At 67.6% G+C, this 19,087-nt stretch carries 16 protein-coding genes; 13 read left to right on the top strand and 3 right to left on the bottom strand.

Features of this window, described 5'->3' with window-relative positions; translation table 11 throughout:
• Positions 1-26 precede the first annotated feature (26 nt).
• Positions 27-656 carry a lysoplasmalogenase gene (locus tag EOW65_RS12535; protein WP_128149916.1) on the top strand — a complete coding sequence of 210 codons (630 nt, stop codon included), beginning with the start codon at positions 27-29 and terminating at the stop codon, positions 654-656.
• Between the two features lie 54 nt (positions 657-710).
• Positions 711-1,772: a signal recognition particle-docking protein FtsY gene (gene ftsY / locus EOW65_RS12530; RefSeq protein WP_128149914.1), complete on the top strand. Its 1,062-nt coding sequence runs from the start codon at positions 711-713 to the stop codon at positions 1,770-1,772.
• Between the two features lie 18 nt (positions 1,773-1,790).
• Here ftsY and EOW65_RS12525 read toward each other — a convergent pair whose 3' ends face one another.
• Positions 1,791-2,375: an MgtC/SapB family protein gene (locus tag EOW65_RS12525; RefSeq protein ID WP_128149912.1), complete on the bottom strand. Its 585-nt coding sequence runs from the start codon at positions 2,373-2,375 to the stop codon at positions 1,791-1,793.
• A gap of 24 nt (positions 2,376-2,399) precedes the next feature.
• Here EOW65_RS12525 and EOW65_RS12520 point away from each other — a divergent pair, with 24 nt between their 5' ends.
• The 4 genes from EOW65_RS12520 (at position 2,400) to folE2 (ending at position 6,433) form a co-directional block, all read left to right on the top strand.
• Positions 2,400-3,305: an EamA family transporter gene (locus EOW65_RS12520; protein ID WP_128149910.1), complete on the top strand. Its 906-nt coding sequence runs from the start codon at positions 2,400-2,402 to the stop codon at positions 3,303-3,305.
• 14 nt (positions 3,306-3,319) lie between these two features.
• A complete protein-coding gene (locus EOW65_RS12515; RefSeq protein WP_128149908.1) occupies positions 3,320-3,952 on the top strand; it encodes an inner membrane-spanning protein YciB in 633 nt (210 codons plus the stop codon).
• A gap of 126 nt (positions 3,953-4,078) precedes the next feature.
• Positions 4,079-5,257 carry an aminotransferase class V-fold PLP-dependent enzyme gene (locus tag EOW65_RS12510; protein ID WP_128149906.1) on the top strand — a complete coding sequence of 393 codons (1,179 nt, stop codon included), beginning with the start codon at positions 4,079-4,081 and terminating at the stop codon, positions 5,255-5,257.
• Positions 5,258-5,323: 66 nt separating this feature from the next.
• Complete coding sequence (gene folE2 / locus EOW65_RS12505) at positions 5,324-6,433, top strand: GTP cyclohydrolase FolE2 (protein WP_128149904.1); 1,110 nt, start codon at positions 5,324-5,326, stop codon at positions 6,431-6,433.
• A gap of 140 nt (positions 6,434-6,573) precedes the next feature.
• Here folE2 and EOW65_RS12500 read toward each other — a convergent pair whose 3' ends face one another.
• The gene (locus tag EOW65_RS12500; protein WP_128149902.1) at positions 6,574-6,948 is read right to left on the bottom strand and encodes a ribbon-helix-helix domain-containing protein; all 375 of its coding nucleotides are present in this window, start codon (positions 6,946-6,948) and stop codon (positions 6,574-6,576) included.
• Positions 6,949-6,972: 24 nt separating this feature from the next.
• A complete protein-coding gene (locus tag EOW65_RS12495) occupies positions 6,973-7,530 on the bottom strand; it encodes a DJ-1/PfpI family protein (RefSeq protein ID WP_128149900.1) in 558 nt (185 codons plus the stop codon).
• A 148-nt stretch (positions 7,531-7,678) separates the two neighbouring features.
• On the opposite strand from EOW65_RS12495, the gene EOW65_RS12490 reads away from it, so the two are divergent.
• The 7 genes from EOW65_RS12490 to EOW65_RS12460 all read left to right on the top strand — a co-directional run bounded on the left by EOW65_RS12490 (position 7,679) and on the right by EOW65_RS12460 (position 19,064).
• On the top strand, positions 7,679-10,132 hold the full coding sequence (locus EOW65_RS12490; RefSeq protein WP_128149899.1) for an ATP-dependent helicase: 2,454 nt from the start codon (positions 7,679-7,681) through the stop codon (positions 10,130-10,132).
• Positions 10,133-10,317: 185 nt separating this feature from the next.
• Positions 10,318-11,688: a tetratricopeptide repeat protein gene (locus tag EOW65_RS12485; protein ID WP_164880089.1), complete on the top strand. Its 1,371-nt coding sequence runs from the start codon at positions 10,318-10,320 to the stop codon at positions 11,686-11,688.
• 20 nt (positions 11,689-11,708) lie between these two features.
• Positions 11,709-14,069, top strand: a complete 2,361-nt coding sequence (locus EOW65_RS12480) for a sulfatase-like hydrolase/transferase (protein ID WP_128149895.1) — start codon at positions 11,709-11,711, stop codon at positions 14,067-14,069.
• A gap of 216 nt (positions 14,070-14,285) precedes the next feature.
• Positions 14,286-15,335 carry a UDP-glucuronic acid decarboxylase family protein gene (locus EOW65_RS12475; RefSeq protein WP_128149893.1) on the top strand — a complete coding sequence of 350 codons (1,050 nt, stop codon included), beginning with the start codon at positions 14,286-14,288 and terminating at the stop codon, positions 15,333-15,335.
• Between the two features lie 2 nt (positions 15,336-15,337).
• The gene (galE, locus tag EOW65_RS12470; protein ID WP_128149999.1) at positions 15,338-16,327 is read left to right on the top strand and encodes a UDP-glucose 4-epimerase GalE; all 990 of its coding nucleotides are present in this window, start codon (positions 15,338-15,340) and stop codon (positions 16,325-16,327) included.
• Positions 16,324-18,171 carry a glycosyltransferase gene (locus tag EOW65_RS12465; protein WP_128149891.1) on the top strand — a complete coding sequence of 616 codons (1,848 nt, stop codon included), beginning with the start codon at positions 16,324-16,326 and terminating at the stop codon, positions 18,169-18,171. The genes galE and EOW65_RS12465 overlap by 4 nt, the downstream gene beginning before the upstream one ends.
• Positions 18,168-19,064 (top strand): glycoside hydrolase family 26 protein, encoded by an 897-nt coding sequence (locus tag EOW65_RS12460; protein ID WP_128149889.1) that lies wholly within the window; start codon positions 18,168-18,170, stop codon positions 19,062-19,064. Before EOW65_RS12465 ends, EOW65_RS12460 begins: the two co-directional genes overlap by 4 nt.
• The last annotated feature ends 23 nt before the right edge of the window (positions 19,065-19,087 follow it).

Genomic DNA, 19,087 nt, shown 5'->3' with positions numbered 1-19,087 from the left:
GGCGGATTTTCTGCACGACTGTGGGCATGAGCCTTTTGACCGATCCGCTTTTCCTGATCGCGGCCGCCCTGGCGGCGCTGTATCTGCTGCGCTTTGCCGCGGCCATGGAGAGCTGGCCGAAGACCGTGACCAAGACGCTGTCGGTGCTGTTGCTGGCCGTCATTGCGCTGCGCGCGGGCGCGCCGGTGCTGCTGTCGCTCGGGCTGATGCTGGGTGCGCTTGGTGATTTCTGCCTGTCGCGGCCGGGACGGGGAATGTTCCTTGCCGGCATGGCGGGGTTTGCCGCAGGGCATCTGGCCTATCTCGCCCTGTTCCTCGTGCTGGGCGCCGGGGCGCCACCGCTGTTGCCGACGCTGGCGCTGCTGCTCGGCGCCGCCGCCGCGGTGCTGTGGATCGCGCCGCGGGCCGAGGGGATGGTCGTGCCGGTGCGCGGCTATATCGTCGTGATCGCAGCGATGGCGCTCGCGGCGCTCGGGCTTTCGGGCGCACCGCGGCTCGTCCTCGGCGCGCTCGTCTTCGTCGCCTCGGACTTCGTTCTGGCGCTGCAGCGCTTCGTGCTGGCGCCCGGGCGCGGCGCGCAGGCGGCGGCCTATCTCGTCTGGGCGCTCTACTGGCCGGCTCAGGTCTTGATCCTTGCGGGCGGGCTGCTGCCCTGAGCCCTTCCATCGCGCGCCCGCATCCAGTAGGTGAAAGGAAACGGAGGTCCCCCGATGTCGTTCTTTTCCAAGCTCAAGTCGCGCCTGACCCGGTCCTCCTCGAGGCTTGAGGAGGGGCTCGAGGCGATCGTCGCCGAGGCTGCCGAGACCGGGACGCCTGATGTCGCCCCCGAGGCCCCGACGCCCATTGCCGAAGCGCCGGCCCCCGAAGCGCCCGCGGAAGAGGCGCGCAAGCCCGGTTTCCTCGGCCGGCTGCTGGGCCGCACGGGCGAGGAGGCGCCGCGCCGCGTTCTCGACGACGCGATGCTCGAAAGCCTCGAGGAGCTGCTGATCGCCTCGGACATGGGGGTGGACACCGCGCTGCGGGTCACCGCAAACCTTGCCGAGGGGCGGATGGGGCGCAAGCTCTCCGTGCCCGAGATCAAGGCGCTTCTGGCGGCGGAGATCGCCCGGATCATGGAGCCCGTCGCCCGGCCGATGCCGCTTTATGCCAAGCGCCCGCAGGTGGTTCTGGTCGTCGGCGTGAACGGCTCGGGCAAGACCACGACGATCGGCAAGCTCGCCTCGCAGTTCCGCGCCGCCGGCAAGACGGTGGTGATCGCCGCGGGCGACACCTTCCGCGCCGCGGCCGTCGAACAGCTGAAGGTCTGGGGCGAGCGCGCGGGTGTGCCGGTGCTGACCGCGCCCGAGGGCTCTGACCCGGCCTCGCTCGCCTTCGACGCGATGACCAAGGCGCAGGAGGATGGCGCCGATCTTCTGATGATCGACACCGCCGGGCGGTTGCAGAACCGCGCCGACCTGATGGAGGAGCTGGCGAAGATCGTCCGGGTGATCCGCAAGAAGGCCCCCGACGCGCCGCACAACACGCTTTTGGTGCTCGATGCCACCACCGGGCAGAACGCGCTGAGCCAGGTCGAGATCTTCTCGAAGATCGCCGATGTCTCGGGGCTGGTGATGACCAAGCTCGACGGCACGGCGAAAGGCGGTGTCCTCGTTGCGCTCGCCGACAAGTTCGGCCTGCCGATCCATGCGATCGGCGTGGGCGAGCAGATCGACGACCTTGCCCCCTTCGACCCCGAGGAGTTCGCCCGCGCGCTGGTGGGGGTGGAGGACTGAACCGGCGATGACCCCGGGTCAGGCCATCGGATCGGTGGGCGTGTGCCGGTGCCGCGCCTCGTCGTCGGGCGTCATCGGCACATCGGCATCCTCGTTCATCGCCCGCACCGCGGGGCTTTCGAGCCGTTCCTCGAGCCGGCGGAACACCCATAGCACGGTAACGGTGATGCCGGTGGCGAGCGCGCCGAGCCCGATCCGCCCGGTGCCGCAGGCAAGCCCCACCGCGCCGGCAAGCCACATGCTGGCCCCCGTCGTCAGCCCGCGCACCCGGCCGCCCGAGGTGATGATCGTGCCGGCGGCAAGGAAGGCGACGCCCGAGGTGACGGCGCCGATCAGTCGCACGATGTCCGAGCGCGCGCCGCTTGCCGCCCCCTCGCTGCGCGAGATGTCGACGAGTTCGAGCGCGATCAGCGCAAAGAGCGATGCGGCGACGGCGATCAGCATGTGGGTGCGCAGCCCGGCGGGCTTGTGGTGCCATTCCCGCTCGAAGCCGATCGCGCCGCCAAGCGCGAGCGCGGCCAGCATCCGCATCGTCGCGACCGAGGGCGGCGTGGCGGTGAAGGACTCGGACAGGTCGGTCCAGAGCTGCGACAGGATCTGCATCGGGAAACTCCGCGGAGGGATGGCATGAGTGACCTTATCGCCTCGCTCGAGGGCACGCCAGCGGGGCACCACGCGGCGCTCGCGCTCGCGCTAATGGCGGCCTTCCTGCATGCGCTCTTCGGTGCGCTGCAGAAGGGGCGGCATGACCCGTGGATCAGCCGCGCCGCGATCGACGCCTCCTATGGCCTGATTGCCGCGCCTTTCGCACTGTTTGTCGTGCCCTGGCCCGAGCTGCACATGTGGCCGATCTTCGCCACGGTGGTGGTGATCCACATCGCCTACAAGTTCGCGCAGGCGATGACCTATGCCCGCGGCGCCTATACCGTGGTCTATCCGGTGGTGCGCGGCACGGCGCCGCTCTTTGCGGTGATCGGGGCCGGGCTGCTCTTCGGCGAGCATTTCACCGCGGGCCAATGGGCGGGGGTCGGGGTGTTGCTCGCGGGGATCTACGGGCTGGCGCTCTACAACCTGCGCCACGTCACGACGGGCCGCGAGACGATGGTGCCGGCGCTGGCGCTGGCGGTGCTGACCGGCGGTTTCGTTGCGCTTTACACCACCTATGACGCCTATGGCATCCGCGCCACGGCCGACCCCTTCACCTTCCTCGCCTGGTTCTTCTTCCTCGACGGCTGGTTCATGCCGCTGTTCACCCTGCGGCGCTGGCGCCACGTTCCGGGCTCGGAACTGCTGCCCTTGCTGAAAAGGGGTGTGCTTGGCGCCTTTGTCGCCTATTTCTCCTTCGGTGCGATCATGCTGGCGACGCGTCTCGACCGGGTGGGAGAGGCCGCGGTGCTGCGCGAGACCTCGACGGTCTTCGCGGCGCTGATCGGCTGGCTCGTGCTGGGCGAGAAGGTCGGATCGCGGCGCACGGCGCTGATGGCACTGATCGCCGCCGGCGCGGTGATCGTGGAATTCGCGGGCAACCGCTGAGAACGGATGACGACATGAGCGGCAAACGCAAGATCAATCCCTGGCTGAAGGCCGCGCTCGATTTCGGGCCGCTGCTGGTCTTCTTCATCGCCTTCAACCGGCTCAAGGACGCCCATGTCGCCTTCGGCGGGCAGAGCTATTCGGGCTTCGTGCTGGCCACGGCGATCTTCGTGCCGCTGCTGGTCGTCTCGACGCTGATCCTGTGGCGCCTCACCGGCCGGCTCTCGCCGATGCAGGTGGCGACGCTGGTGCTGGTCGTGGTCTTCGGCGGGCTCTCGGTGTGGTTCAACGACCCGCATTTCTTCAAGATGAAGCCGACGCTGATCTATCTGCTCTTCGCGGCGCTGCTGGGCTTCGGGCTGGCGCGCGGCAAGCCCTGGCTGCAGCTGGTGATGGAAGACGCGATCCCGATGCGGCACGAGGGCTGGATGATCCTGACGAAGCGGCTGGTGATCCTGTTCCTCGGCCTTGCCGTCGCGAACGAGGTGATCTGGCGCACGATGTCCGACGCCGCCTGGGTCAACTTCAAGACCTTCGGCCTGACGCTGCTCATGTTCGGCTTCTTCATCGGGCAGGGGAAGCTCTTCTCCCGCTACGCCGTTGAAAAGCCGGACGAAGATGGCACCGGGGAGAGCGGCGAGGGCTGATCTCGCCTGCGTCGTCCTTATTCAAACCCTTGAATACAAGGCCGAATTGCAGACCTCGGCGGCTGCGGCAGGTTGACGCGCCGGGCCCGCGGCGTTAGGCCGTGTCACCTTTTCAGGAGAGGGCCCATGACGAAAGACTGGAACACCCGGACGAAACTCGTGCATGACGGCATCCGCCGCTCGCAATACGGCGAGATGGCCGAGGCGCTGTTCCTGACGCAGGGCTTCGTCTATCCCTCGGCCGAGGTCGCCGAGGCACGCTTCATCTCCTCGGGCCCGGACGAGTTCATCTATGCCCGCTACGGCAACCCGACGACGCGGATGTTCGAGGACCGGATGGCGGCGATTGAGGGCACCGAGGACGGTTTCGCCTGCGCCTCGGGGATGGCCGCGATCAACGGCGCGCTGATGGCGCTGGTGAAGCCGGGCGATCATGTCGTCGCCGCGCGGCAGATGTTCGGCTCGTGCCTGCATGTGCTCAAGGTTCTCGCGACCTTCGGCGTCGAAGTGACGCTGATCGACGGCGCCGATCTGGCGAACTGGCGCGCGGCGGTGCGGCCCGAGACCAAGGTGTGCTTCTTCGAGAGCGTGTCGAACCCCGGGCTCGAGGTGATCGACATCAAGGGCGTGGCCGGGATCGCCCATGCCGTCGGTGCCGTGGTGGTGGTCGACAACGCCTTCGCCTCGCCGATCTTCTCGCGCGCGGTGGCGCTTGGGGCCGATGTCATCGTCTATTCCGCGACCAAGCACATCGACGGCGGCGGCCGGGTGCTGGGCGGTATCGTGCTGGGCACGCGCGAGTTCATCCGTGGCCCGCTCGAGACCTATGTCAAGCATACCGGCGGCGCGATGAGCCCGTTCCACGCCTGGATCCTGCTTTCGGGCCTGCAGACGCTCGATTTGCGGGTGCGGGCGCAGGCGGCGAATGCGGCGGCGGTGGCCGCGGCGGTGGTGGGGCACGCGAAACTTGCCCGCACCATCTATCCCGGGCTCGCCGACCATCCGCAGCACGCGCTGGCGATGGCGCAGATGGGGGCAGGCGGCACGCTGCTGTGCCTCGATCTGGCCGGCGGCAAGGCGGCGGCCTTCCGCTTCCTCGACGCGATGAAGATCGTCTCGATCTCGAACAACCTCGGCGATGCGAAGTCGATCGCGACCCATCCGGCGACGACGACGCACAAGAACCTGAGCGCGGAAGACCGCGCCACGATCGGCATCACCGAAGGGCTGGTGCGGATTTCGATGGGGATCGAGGACACCGCCGATCTGGTCGCGGACATCCGCGGCGCGTTGGACGCGGCCTGAGTTTCCCTTGGACTTTCGCGGCCCGGGTCCCATATGGTCCGGGGCCGCGACCGACCGGAGGGACAGATGAACATGCACGACCGCAGCAACAGCCCCGACACCGAGGCCGCGAAGGCCGCGCTTGCGACGCTGCGGGCCTGGGCCGAGCGTGCCGACCCGGTCGAGGTTGCCCGGCTCGACCCGGCGATCGCGCGGCTGTTGCCGGGCCATGCGCTGTCGAACTATCCCGATCTCGCCCGGACCTATGACGCAGAGTTCCGCCCCGATGCCGCCTACAAGGACGGCATGCCCGACCTGCAGAACGGCCCGGCCTCGCTGATCACCGGCGCGCATGCGTCGATCGCTCATGTCGGGATCTCGAACTTCCGGCTGCCGATCCGCTACCGGCTGCGCCCGGGCACCGACAACCCGCCCGGCGAGGTCACGCTCGAGACCTCGGTCACCGGCACGGTCAGCCTCGATGCCGAGAAGAAGGGCATCAACATGAGCCGGATCATCCGGTCCTTCTATGGCCATGCGGAACGCGAATTCTCCTTCGAGGTGATGGCGGCGGCGCTGGATGGTTACAAGGACGATTTGGACAGTTTCGACGCCCGGCTGATGATGCGCTTTTCCTACCCGGTGCGGGTCGAGAGCCTGCGCTCGGGGCTCTCGGGCTGGCAGTATTACGACATCGCGCTCGAGATGGCCGATCAGGGCGGGCGCCGGCTGAAGGCGATTCATCTCGACTATGTCTATTCCTCGACCTGCCCCTGTTCGCTCGAGCTGAGCGAGCACGCCCGCGCCAGCCGGGGCCGGCTGGCGACGCCGCATTCGCAGCGCTCGGTCGCGCGGATCTCGGTCGCGGTCGAGCCGGGCAAGGTGCTGTGGTTTGAGGACCTGATCGACATCGCCCGCGCCGCGGTGCCGACCGAGACCCAGGTGATGGTGAAACGCGAGGACGAGCAGGCCTTTGCCGAGCTGAACGCCGCGCATCCGATCTTCGTCGAGGATGCGGTGCGGGTCTTCGCCGCGGGCTTGCTCGCCGAGCCGCGGGTGGGCGATTTCCGGGTGGTGGCGAGCCATCAGGAAAGCCTTCACAGCCACGACGCGGTGGCCGTGCTGACCGAGGGGCCGACCTTCGCGGCCGCCAGCCTCGATCCGCGGTTCTTCGCCTCGCTCGTGCACGCGGGCTGAGACCGGGCAGGGGGGCGCTGCCCCCCGTCCTTCGGACTCCCCCGAGGTATTTGGGGCAAGGCGAAAGCCGCGTTTCCTGGTGCAAATACTCCGGGGGTGAACGGCCGCAGGCCAGAGGGGGCAGCGCCCCCTTCCCCGGTTCAGTTCATCCGCGCCGTTTCCCGTTCCGCCCGCCGCGCCGCCTCGCGCGCGAGGATCGCGCGGGCCGGGTGGGCGGCAATCGGCACGCCGAGGTCGGCCGAGATCTCGCCCGCCGCGATCAGCGCGTGGTAGCGCGCGCAGCAGACCCGGAGGAACGAGGTGAAATTGCCGAGGTCATGATCGGCATCTATCGCCTCGTGCCAGAGCCGGGTGATCAGCTGCGCCACGCTCATCCCGTCGCGCGCGCCGATCTCCCCGAGTGTCGCCCAGAAGGCGTCCTCGATCCGGATCGAGGTGGCGACCCCGTCGATGCGCAGGCTGTGCGTGCGGCTTTGCCATTGGCCGGCATCGGCCTTGATGAAGAGTTCGCACATCGCGGGGCCTCCCTCCCGTTGATGTCAGAGCAGCGCCATGAACTGCCGCAGCCAGCTCGGATGCGCGGGCCAGGCGGGCGCGGTGACGAGATTGCCATCGGTCACCGCCTCTGTCACCGGAATATCGGCATAGGTGCCGCCTGCCGCCGTCACCTCGTAGGAACAGGCGGGATAGGCGGAGCAGGTTCGGCCTGACAGCACGCCCGCCGCAGCCAGAAGTTGCGCGCCGTGGCAGATCGCGGCGACGGGTTTGTCGGTCTCAAAAAAGTGGCGCACCATCGCCCGCACCTGAGCATCGAGGCGCAGATATTCCGGCGCCCGGCCCCCCGGCACGACGAGCGCGTCATAGTCCGCCGGATCGACCGTCGCGAAATCGGCATTGAGCGCGAAATTGTGGCCGGGCTTTTCGGAATAGGTCTGGTCGCCCTCGAAATCGTGGATCGCGGTCTTCACCGTTTCGCCCGCCGCCTTGCCCGGGCAGACCGCATCCACCGTGTGCCCGCAGGTCAGCAGGCACTGGAACGGCACCATCGTCTCGTAATCCTCGGTGAAATCGCCGGTGATCATCAGGATCTTTGCCATGTTTTCCTCCCTTGGCTCTCCTCCGTGCCCAGTCTAGGCGAGGGGGGAGGGGCGCGGGTGGTGCGGGAATACTACCGGCGGGGGCGTGGGCGCGAACGGATGCGGAACAACTCTTGGCCTTGCCGGCGCGGGCGGCTAGATTGCCGCCATGAGCAGTTATGACGACGATGATCCGTTCGAGGGGGCGCTGAGTCTCACGCAGCGCGCGCTGCAGGGAATGCAGGGCGGCCCCGTGCCCTATCTCGAGGGGCTGAACCCGGCGCAGCGCGCTGCGGTCGAGGCGCTCGACGGGCCGGTGCTGATGCTGGCGGGGGCGGGCACCGGCAAGACCAAGGCGCTGACCACGCGGATCGCGCATCTGATCCATTCGGGCCGCTGCCGCCCGAACGAGATCCTGGCCGTCACATTCACCAACAAGGCCGCGCGCGAGATGAAGGAGCGCGTGGGCCGGCTGCTGGGCGGTGCGATCGAGGGGATGCCGTGGCTTGGCACCTTCCACTCGGTCTGCGTCAAGCTGTTGCGGCGGCATGCCGAACTCGTCGGGCTGAAGTCGAACTTCACCATCCTCGACACCGACGACCAGATCCGGTTGCTGAAGCAGCTGATCCTGGCCGCGAACATGGACGAGAAGCGCTGGCCGGCGCGGCAGCTTGCAGGCATCATCGACGGCTGGAAGAACCGCGCGCTGACGCCCGAGCGGGTGAAGGGCGCCGAGACCGCGGCCTTCAACAACCGCGGTTCCGAGCTTTATGCCGCCTATCAGGACCGGCTGCGCACGCTGAACGCCGTCGATTTCGGCGATCTGCTGCTCCATATGGTGACGATCTTCCAGACCCACGCGGATGTGCTGGCGCAGTATCAGCGCTGGTTCCGCTATATCCTCGTCGACGAATATCAGGACACCAACGTCGCGCAATATCTGTGGCTGCGGCTGCTGGCGCAGGGCCATCGCAACATCTGCTGCGTCGGCGATGACGACCAGTCGATCTATGGCTGGCGCGGCGCCGAGGTCGGCAACATCCTGCGCTTCGAGAAGGATTTCCCGGGCGCGGTGGTGATCCGGCTCGAACAGAATTACCGCTCGACCGAGCATATCCTGGCCGCCGCCTCGCGGCTCATCGCGACGAACGAGGGACGGCTTGGCAAGACGCTCTGGACCGAGGCGAAGGGCGGCGAGAAGGTGCGCCTGATCGGCCATTGGGACGGCGAGGAAGAGGCGCGCTGGATCGGCGAGGAGATCGAGGCGATCGCCGCGGGGCGGCGTCCGGTCGGGGCGGTGCGGCTGTCCGATCAGGCGATCCTCGTGCGCGCCAGCCACCAGATGCGCGCCTTCGAGGACCGTTTCCTGACCATCGGTCTGCCCTATCGGGTGATCGGCGGGCCGCGGTTCTATGAACGGCTCGAGATCCGCGACGCGATGGCCTATTTCCGCCTGGCCGTCTCGCCCGAGGACGATCTTGCCTTCGAGCGCGTCATCAACACGCCGAAGCGCGGGCTGGGCGAGAAGGCGCAGGCGCGCATTCAGATGATGGCGCGCGAGGCGGGGCTGAGCCTGTTCGATGCCGCGCGCCGGCTGGTCGCGGCGGGCGAGATCGGTGGCAAGGCGGGCGGGCAGCTGCGGCTTTTCGTCGAGAATGTCGCGCGCTGGAACGCCGAGATCCGCGCCGCCTCGCCGGCCACAGCGGCGAGCCCGGCCGAGGATGACGATGCGCTGATCGAGCTCGACGAGGGCGCGGTGCCGCCGGCAAACGATCATTCGCATATCCGGCTGGTCGAGCGCATCCTCGAGGAGTCGGGCTATGTCGAGATGTGGCAGAACGACAAAACCCCCGAGGCGCCCGGCCGGCTCGAGAACCTGAAGGAACTGGTCAAGGCGCTCGAGCAGTTCGAGAACCTGCAGGGCTTCCTCGAGCACGTCGCGCTGATCATGGACAATGACAGTGCCGAGGGCGAGGACAAGGTCTCGATCATGACCTTGCACGCGGCGAAGGGGCTGGAATTTCCGGTCGTCTTCCTGCCGGGCTGGGAGGATGGGCTGTTCCCGAGCCAGCGCGCGATGGACGAGACCGGGCAGAAGGGGCTCGAGGAGGAGCGCCGGCTGGCCTATGTCGGCATCACCCGGGCCGAGAAGCTGTGCACGATCTCCTTTGCCGGCAACCGCCGGGTCTATGGCCAGTGGCAGTCGCAGCTGCCCTCGCGCTTCATCGACGAGCTGCCGGCCGCCCATGTCGAGGTGCTGACCCCGCCCGGGCTCTATGGTGGCGGGTTCGGGGCGGCCGGCGCCTTTGGCGGGGCGGGCAGCGGTTTTGGCGGCGGCTCGCGGATGGAGGAGCGGGCAAGCCGTGCCGATGTCTACAATTCGCCGGGCTGGAAGCGGCTGCAAAGCCATGGCGCCCCGCCGCCGCGCCCGACCACCGTCACCACCGTCGATCATGTCGCCTTCGGCATCGGCGCGCGCGTCTTCCACAAGAAGTTCGGCTATGGCGAGGTGATGGAGATCGAGGGCGACACACTGGTGATCGAGTTCGACAAGGCGGGCGCCAAGCATGTCAAGGCGGGCTTCGTGACCGCGGCCGACGCGGCGGGGGACGTTCCGTTCTGAGCCGCCGCCGCGCCCCCGGATGCGGGGACATTGGCCGAGATCAAAGACAAGTGCCCTGAAAAGTGGGATTATTAACCTCGAAGTGGGGGGAGGATCTCATGCGTGTTCTTCATATGCCGCCGTTAATCGCCACGGTGTCGGTTGCGGCAATTCTGGGAATATCTGCTTATCCTGCTGGGTTTGCGGTGGCTCAGCAGCAGCCTGCGCCGCAGGTTCCGGCACAGGCGGCGAGCGATTCGCCGCAGACGATCCGCGATCGCGGGCTCGCCCTGATCTACGGGCTCGACGGGGCGGCGGCGGATGTGCCGGCGGGCGCCGAGCTCTTGGGGCAGGCCGCGGCAAAGGGCGATGTCAAGGCACAGGCCGAGCTCGGCCGGATGCTGGTCGATGGCTATTACCTCAAGGCCGATCCCGCGCGTGGGCTGGCGCTGCTCGAGGCGGCAGCAACGGCGGGCGATGCGCGGGCGATGACGGCGCTTGGTGGCGCGCTGCTATGGGGCAAGGCGGCCCCGGCCGATCCCGCGCGCGCGAAGGCGCTGCTTGCGAAGGCCGCCGCGGCGGGCGACGGCGAGGCGCGCGCGCTTCTGGGCGAGCAACTCGTCGGTGGCTGGATTCTGCCGCGCGACGTTGCCGCCGGCAAGGCGCTGCTTGAGGAGGGGGTGACCGCCGGCGACGCACGCGCGCAGACCGCGCTCTCGGGCCTTTATCTGTACGGCATCGGCCTGCCAAAGGATGCCGCGAAGGCGCGCGATCTGGCCGAGGCTGCGGCGGCGCAGGGCAAGCCCAAGGCGCTGCGTCAGGTCGGCGAGATGCTGATGTGGAGCCAGCGCGATGCCGCGGGCGCCGAGGCGCTTCTGCGCCGCGCCGGCGAGATGGGCGATGGCGAGGCCTGGGCGGTTCTCGCCGAGGGGGCGATGTATGGCTATCTCGGTGGCGGCTCCGTCTCGCGCGCAAAATTCGCGGGCTTTGCCGAGCGGGCGCGGGCGGCGGGCAACGAGCGGATCGAGGTGCTCGACGCTACGCGGCAGATGTGGGGCATCTCGATGATCGCGAGCGGGCCGAAGACGATCGAACGGTTGCAGACGGCGGCGGATGCCGGCAATGGCACGGCGGCGCGCTTCCTCGTGGGGCTGCTGCGCGACGGCAACCGGATGAACGTGCACCGCCATCTCGACAATGCCGATGCGGCGCTGGCAAAATATGGCGCAACGATCGGGCCCGACGACAGCTGGCGGCTTGGCGAGACGATCGCGGCGGCGCGCGCCCGCGCGCCCGCGGCCTGGGCGAAGCTGGCTACGCAGGTGGCGAGCCGGCCCGAGCTTGCGACGAAAGATTTCGGCCGCGACCTCTACAAGGCCAATCCGAACGCGACCATCTATCTGCTGCAAAAGAAGCTTGCGGGCGAGGGGCTCTATCGCGGTGCCCTTGACGGCATTGCCGGGCGGCAGACACTCAGGGCGTTGTATCGGGCCTGCAGCCGGTTGCCGGACGATCCGCCCTGCAATGACAGCGTGATGCGTCCCGATGTGCTCGGGGCTGTTTTCGCGGCCCGGTAGGGCGAAGGGGGAGGCCCATCTTGGACGAGAAACCGCTGGGCGCGCGCGTTCCGAACGAGGTTCGCTCGGCGCGCGTGCTGTGGACCGGGGCGCTGCTCGGGCTGGTGCTTCTGGGGGTGCGGATCGTGGCCTTGCGCGGCGACCTCGCGGGGCTTTCGGCCGGGGCCGGGGCCGAGTTGGTGTTGCGCGGCATGTGGCAGGACTGGCTCATCCTGCTGGCGCTGACCTATGCCACGATCACCGTGCTGCGCGGCGAGGGGACGCGGGCGGGGCGTGCCGCCGCGGCGCTCTATGGCGTGCTCGCGAGCCTCCTGATGCTGTGGGGGATCGGCAATCTCGTCGCCCTCGACATGCTGGGCGCGCCGGTGACGATGGACTGGGTCGCCTATTCCGACATTGCCCATACCGACGTGATCTTCGACAGCATCTGGCATCTGGTCTCGCCGCTCGCCTTCTTCGGGGTGGCGGCGCTGGTCGCGGCGCTGGTGCTGGGGGCGCGGGGGCTCGCCGGCTGGCGGGCGCCGGGGGCGGCGCTGCTGCTCGGCCTCTTCGGGCTCGGCATCGTCTCGGGCGCGGCGCTTGACACCGCGCCCACCGGCGTCGCACGGGCGCGGCTGGTGAACCCGGCCTGGGCCTTCCTGCGCTCGATCGGCGGCAGCGATGGCGACGCCGCGGTTGCCGCACTCGGGCCCGGCGACGCGCGCAGCGCTTTTGCCACCGTGCCCGGCCTGCCGCGTCCGGCTGATCCGTCGAAGCGGATCCGCAACGTCTTGCTTTACGCCTATGAATCGACGCCCGCGCGCCGGGCCGAGGGCTGGGAAGGCACAGTGCCCGTCACCCCGCACCTCAAGGCCGAGCTGGCGCATGCGCTGGCCTTCGACAGGGCCTATGCGCATGTGCCGGCCTCGAATTATTTCCTCGTCTCCGCGCTTGCCGGGCTGATCCCCGAGCTTTCGAGCACCTCGATGACCGAGACCGGGGTGCTGGCGGGCTTTCCGAGCCTCGCGCGCGAGATGCAGAAGGCGGGCGCCCGCGCCGCCTTCTTCAACTCCTCGGACAACCGGTTCCAGAACACCGGCGGTTTCGTCACCGAGATGGGCTTCGAGCATGTCGTGGATTATCGCGACTGGACCTGCGATCAGGGCGTGTTCGAGGTGCAAAGCGTCACCGACCGCTTCCTGAACACCTCGTCGGATCTGTGCACCGCCGACCGGATCAACGCATGGATCGACACCGCACCGGAGCAGCCTTTCTTCGTCACCTTCCGCACCGGGATGACGCATCATCCCTATTTCCCCGGCCCGGATCTGCAGCCCTATTCCGACGATCCGGACCTGAATCGCTATCTGAACGCGCTGCGGGTGGGCGACAGTGCCTTCGGGCGGCTGATGGACCACCTGCGCGAGACGGGGCTTGCCGACGAGACGCTGGTCGTGGTGCTCGGCGATCACGGCGAGGCTTTCGGCGAGCATGGCACCTATGTGCACGCCTCGGGTCTGTTCGAGGAGAACGTCCACATCCCCTTCGCCTTCATCAACCCGCAGCTTTTCTCCGGCAGCCGCAGCGACCTGATCGTCGGCATCACCGATGTCGCGCCGACGGTGGCGGACCTGCTCGGCCTGCCGCGCCCCTGGCAATGGGAGGGGCATTCGGTCTTTGCGCCCGAGCGCCCCGACGGGGTGATGTTCTTCGCGCCCTGGAACGGGTTCCAGCTCGGTTTCCGCGAGGGTGCGCGCAAGTACATATACAACGCCAGCACCGGCGAGAAGCGGCTCTTCGATCTGTCTGCCGATCCGCTCGAGGCGGCGGACAGGGCGGGCGAGGATCCCGAGGCGGCCGGGGCTGCGCAGGCGACGCTGGCGGCCGCCGTCTCGGCCCATGACGCCCATCTTGCCGCGGTGCTGTCCGGGAAGAAGCCGGCAGCGCCCGCCGCGCTGCCGACCGAGGTGGTGCTGACCGTCTCCGGCACGCGCTTCGACGCTCCGCCGAAGGGCTGGGTGATGCTGGACGGTAAGGACGTTGGCGGCTTCGAGGTTCCGGCGGCGGCCGATACCACCCACGCCGTCGCAAGTGCTGCCGCGATCTCGGCGGCGATGACCGAGGTGCGGCTGCCGCTGGCCGCCGGCGCCTGTGCGCGCCGCCTCGACATCTGGTTCCTGAACGACGACTGGGCGGGGGCAGGCAAGACCGGTGACACCGATCTGGTGATCCGCAAGGTGACGGTCGGGGCGACCACCTACTTCGCCAACCGATTCCGTCTGCTGACCGCGAATGCCGGCAAGATGGACGGTGAGGACTTCCGACTCTGGCGCAAGGGCGGCGTCGCGATCGACCTTGACCTGCCGGCTGAATGTGTTAACGCAGCATTGTCGGAAAAATAGGCGAGTGCTCTCGCCTTGCGTGCGCCAATATCTAAAAACGCAACCTAAGGTTTTGTGTGTGCACGATTTTTACACATGCAAAAGTTGATATGGCTCAACAATAGAAAGATTAAAAAGTATATAATAGGCCCTAGCTCCGGTAACCAGATGTTCACCGGAGTCCCCCGAAAAGGCGCGAAGGAAACGCTTTTTGGGGACAAAAGGGGGGATATTATCATGACGAAGCGCAAGGCATTTCCGATCCGCTTCGACCCTCGGGGCGACAAGCCCTCCGGGCGGAGTGGACGGACAGTTCTGGTTGCGGGCGGGGCCGGTTTTATCGGTTCCAACCTGATCCGAAGGTTGCTCGATCAGGGGGACAGGGTGATCTGTGTCGACAATCTCTCGACCGGGCGGTTTGAGAACATCGGCACGCTGATCAGTCATCCGCGGTTCTGCTGGGTCCAGCATGACGTGATCGTGCCGTTCACCGTCAGCGGGCCGGTCGACCGGATCTACAACCTGGCCTGCCCGGCCTCGCCGCCGAAATACCAGGCCGATCCGCTGCACACGTTCAAGACCTCGGTTCTCGGCGCGCTCAACCTGCTCGACCTCGCCGAGGAGAAGGGGGCGCGCATTCTGCAAAGCTCGACCTCCGAGGTCTATGGCGATCCCGACTGCAGCCCGCAGCCGGAGAGCTACCGCGGCAACGTTAACACCGTGGGGCCGCGTTCCTGCTATGACGAGGGCAAGCGTGCTGCCGAAACGCTGTTCTACGAAACCCATCGCACGAAGCGGGTGGACATCCGTATCGCCCGGATTTTCAATACCTACGGTCCGCGGATGGACCCGGAGGATGGGCGCGTGGTGTCGAACTTCATCGTGCAGGCGATCAGTGGCGAGCCGCTGACGGTCTATGGCGATGGCCTGCAGACGCGGTCCTTCTGCTACGTCTCGGATATGGTCGACGCGCTGCAGATGCTGATGGAGGCGCCAGAAGGGCAGCATTCGATCTTCGCCCCGGTGAACCTCGGCAATCCGGGCGAGTTCACCATGCTCGAGCTGGCGCGGATGGTGCTCGAGCTGACCGGCGCGCGCGGCCCGCTCGTGCATATGCCGCTGCCGAAGGACGACCCGCTGCAGCGCCGCCCCGACATCACCCGGGCGCATGACCTGCTTGGCTGGGAACCGAAGGTGGCGCTGCGCGAGGGGCTGGTGCCGACGATCGCCTATTTCCGTCAGGAACTGCAGGCGCAGCAGCGGCTTGCCGCGGGTGGCGTGGCATGACCCTGCCGAAGACAGTGCTGGTGACCGGCGGTGCGGGCTATATCGGCTCGCATTGCTGCAAGGCGCTGGCCGAGGCGGGCTGTACGCCGGTCACCTTCGACAACCTCTCGCGCGGCCATGCCGATGCGGTGAAATGGGGGCCGCTGGTACGCGGCGACCTGCGTGACAGGGCGGCGGTTCTCGCCGCCCTGCGCGCGCACCGGGCCGAGGCGGTGATCCATTTCGCCGCCCTTGCCTATGTCGGCGAGAGCGTGACCGACCCGCAGGCCTATTACGACAACAACCTCGGTGGCATGATCGGTCTTCTGGGCGCGATGCAGGCGGCGGGGCTGACGCAGATCGTGTTTTCCTCGAGCTGCGCCACCTACGGCACGCCCGACCGGTTGCCGATCTCGGAAGACATGCCGCAGGCGCCGATCAACCCCTATGGCCGCACCAAGCTCGTCTGCGAATGGATGCTGCGCGATGCGGGCGTGGCCTGGGGGCTGCGCCATGTCGCGCTGCGCTACTTCAACGCGGCGGGGGCCGATCCCGCGGGCGAGGCCGGCGAGCGGCACGACCCCGAGACGCATCTGCTGCCGCTGGCGCTGCTCGCCGCATCGGGCAAGGGCGGGCCGCTGCGGATCTTCGGCACCGATTACCCGACGCCCGACGGCACCTGCATCCGCGACTACATCCATGTCACCGATCTCGCCCGGGCGCATGTCCAGGCGCTTGCCTATCTCGCGGAGGCGGGCGAAAGTGTGGCCCTGAACCTCGGGACAGGGCAGGGGGCATCGGTGCGGGAGGTGGTGGCGATGATCGAGCGGGTGACCGGACGCGCCGTTCCGGTCCTCGAGGAACCGCGCCGTCCGGGCGACCCGGCGGCGCTTTACGCCGAGATCGCCCGTGCCGGGGCGGTGCTCGGCTTCCGGCCCGAGTTCGGGCTCGAGCGGATCGTCGCCGATGCCGCGCCCTGGTTCGGCCATGGGGATATCAAGGCCGGGCCATGAGCCGTCATCCCGCACTGGAGCCGCGTCCGATGCTTGCGCCGGTGGTGACGGGGGCGAAGGCGCTGCGCTATCGGCTGGTGATTGCGCTCTGGCTCGTGGTGGCGGGCTGGTTCTGGGCGTGGTGGCTGCAGCCTGCACATGTCATCGGCCCCTGGCGCTACTGGCTGGTGACCGCGGCGATGATCTGGATCTGGGGGATGCAGCTCTATTTCGTGCTGATCTTCCTCTTTGCCCGGCACTCGGTCGCGCCCGATCCGGTGCCGGGGCGCTGGCGCGTCGCGATGGTGACGACCAAGACCCCGTCGGAGCCCTTCGCCGTGGTGCGCAAGACGCTCGAGGCGATGCTGGCGCAGGACTATCCGCATGACACCTGGCTTGCCGACGAGGATCCGTCCGAGGAGACTCGCGCCTGGTGTGCGGCGCATCGGGTGATGATTTCCACCCGCAAGGGGCTCGCGGAGTATCACCGCGCCGAATGGCCGCGCCGCACCCGCTGCAAGGAAGGCAACCTCGCGTATTTCTACGACACCTGGGGCTATCGCGATTACGACATCGTCAGCCAGCTCGATGCCGATCATGTGCCGCAGCCGGGCTATCTGCGCGAGATGCTGCGCCCCTTCGCCGATCCGGAGGTGGGCTATGTCAGCGCGCCCTCGATCTGCGCTGCCAATGCCGCCGAAAGCTGGGCGGCGCGGACGCGGCTTTACGCCGAGGCGGCGTTTCATGGCGTGTTCCAGGCGGGCTATACCGGGGTGCTGACGCCGATGTGCATCGGCTCGCATTACGCGGTGCGCACCGTGGCGCTGCAACAGGCGGGCGGGCTTGGGCCGGAACTCGCCGAGGACCATTCCACAACCATGCTGGTCGCTGCCGCGGGCTGGCGCGGCGTGCATGCGATCGACGCGATCGCGGTGGGCGACGGGCCCGCGACGCTGCCCGATCTGGTGACGCAGGAATTCCAGTGGTCGCGCTCGCTGATGAGTCTGTTGCTGCGCTACACGCCGTCCTATCTCGGCAGGCTGCCGCTGCGGCTCAAGCTGCTCTTCCTGCTGTGCCAGAGCTGGTATGCGTTCTTCGCGGTCACCATGGCCTCGATGTATGTGCTGCCGATCCTGGCGGTGTGCTTCGACATCCGCTTTGCCGACGTCACCTATCCGGCCTTCCTTGGCCATTCGCTGCCCTCGGTCGCGGTGATGATCGCCTTTGCCTACATGATGCGCCACGACGGGCTGTTCCGGCCGCGCGATGCCAAGGTGATCGCCTGGGAGAAGGCGCTGTTCGTCATCCTGCAATGGCCCTGGGTGCTCTGGGGCTGCCTGATGGCGGTCTGGGACCGGGTGACCGGGCGCTTCGTCGACTTCCGCATCACCCCCAAGGGCGAGGCCGCCGCCGCGGTGCTGCCGCCACGGATCTTCTGGCTCTATCTGCTGCTTGCGGCGGGGGCGATCGTGCCGGTGCTGACAGTCTCGTCGGTGACCGAGGCGCGAGGCTTCTACCTGCTGTCGATCATCAATGCGCTGCTCTACGTGACGCTGCTCGTGGTCATCTTGTGGCATCACCGCAGCGAGGCGCGGGCGAAGGGCCAAGCGCTGCGCGACGGTGCGGAATTCGCACGATATGTCTTCGGTTTGACCCTTGTCATGGCGCTCTGCCTGGGGGGCATTATACTTCGGGGCGATGCGAGCCTGCGTGCGCTCGCCGTTGGCCTTGTGCCGTTGAAACTGACCCGAGTCGAATACATCGTCTCGGGGGCTGGCAAGGGGCAGAGCGGAGACGTGCACGTTCGTTTCGCACCCGATCTGGCCATTTGGTTCTCGAAGGAGAATGGGGAGGGAGAAAAATGAAGTATTCTTTCTTGAAGGGTATTGCCGCATGCGCCGCGGTGTTCTGTCTGGCGGGGCCGGCCCTGGCCGCTCCCGTCGAGGTGCCACCGGGAGACGTCCCGTTCGGGGTCTATGACCCGGACGGCGATTTCACCGACAAGAATCCGGTGGTGATCGAGCATCTGTTCCTGCCGTGGGAGGACGTCTACCTGCCGTCGCTGAACGATGCCGACCAGTATGCGCTGGAACGGCACCGGGCGCTTCTGGTCACGGTCGAGCCCTGGACCTGGTCGCGCAGCGAGCGCAATACCGCGCAATACCTGCGCCGGGGCATCGCACGCGGCGAATACGACCCGAACATGGCCGCCATCTGCGATGTGCTGGCCACGCTGAAAAGCCCGGTCACACTGCGTTTCGCCCATGAGATGGACGACACCTCGGGCCAGTTCATCTGGGCGGGCTGGAATCCCAAGGACTACATCTCTGCCTATCGCCACATGATCGACCTGTGCCGTGCGCATGCGCCCAACATCACCGTGATGTGGTCGCCGCTTGGCGAGCCGAACATGGCCGAGTACTACCCGGGCGACGATTACGTCGATCTGGTCGGGCTCTCGATCTTCGGGCTGCAGGCGTGGGACGAGGCGAAATACGGCCATGACCGCACCTTCGACGAGATCTTCGCGCCGCGCTACGAACGGGCTGCGAAGTTCGGCAAGCCGGTCGTCGTCGCCGAGCTCGGCTATGTCGGCGATGCCAAATATGTCCAGATGTGGAAGGACAGCGTGCGGGTCGAGAAGAAGGACTATCCGAGTCTCGTCGGCGTGGTCTACTTCAACCAGCACGAGGTTTATCCCTGGCCGGAGAATTTCGGCACGCCCGACTGGCGCATGAAGAACCAGATCCTGCAATAGGGTTTCTGACGGCGAAAATTCGC

It is taken from the genome of Paenirhodobacter ferrireducens (assembly GCF_004022265.1).
Classification (GTDB): domain Bacteria; phylum Pseudomonadota; class Alphaproteobacteria; order Rhodobacterales; family Rhodobacteraceae; genus Rhodobacter; species Rhodobacter ferrireducens.
Note: the sequence above shows the minus strand (reverse complement) of the source record. Positions and strands in the feature narration are given on the sequence as shown.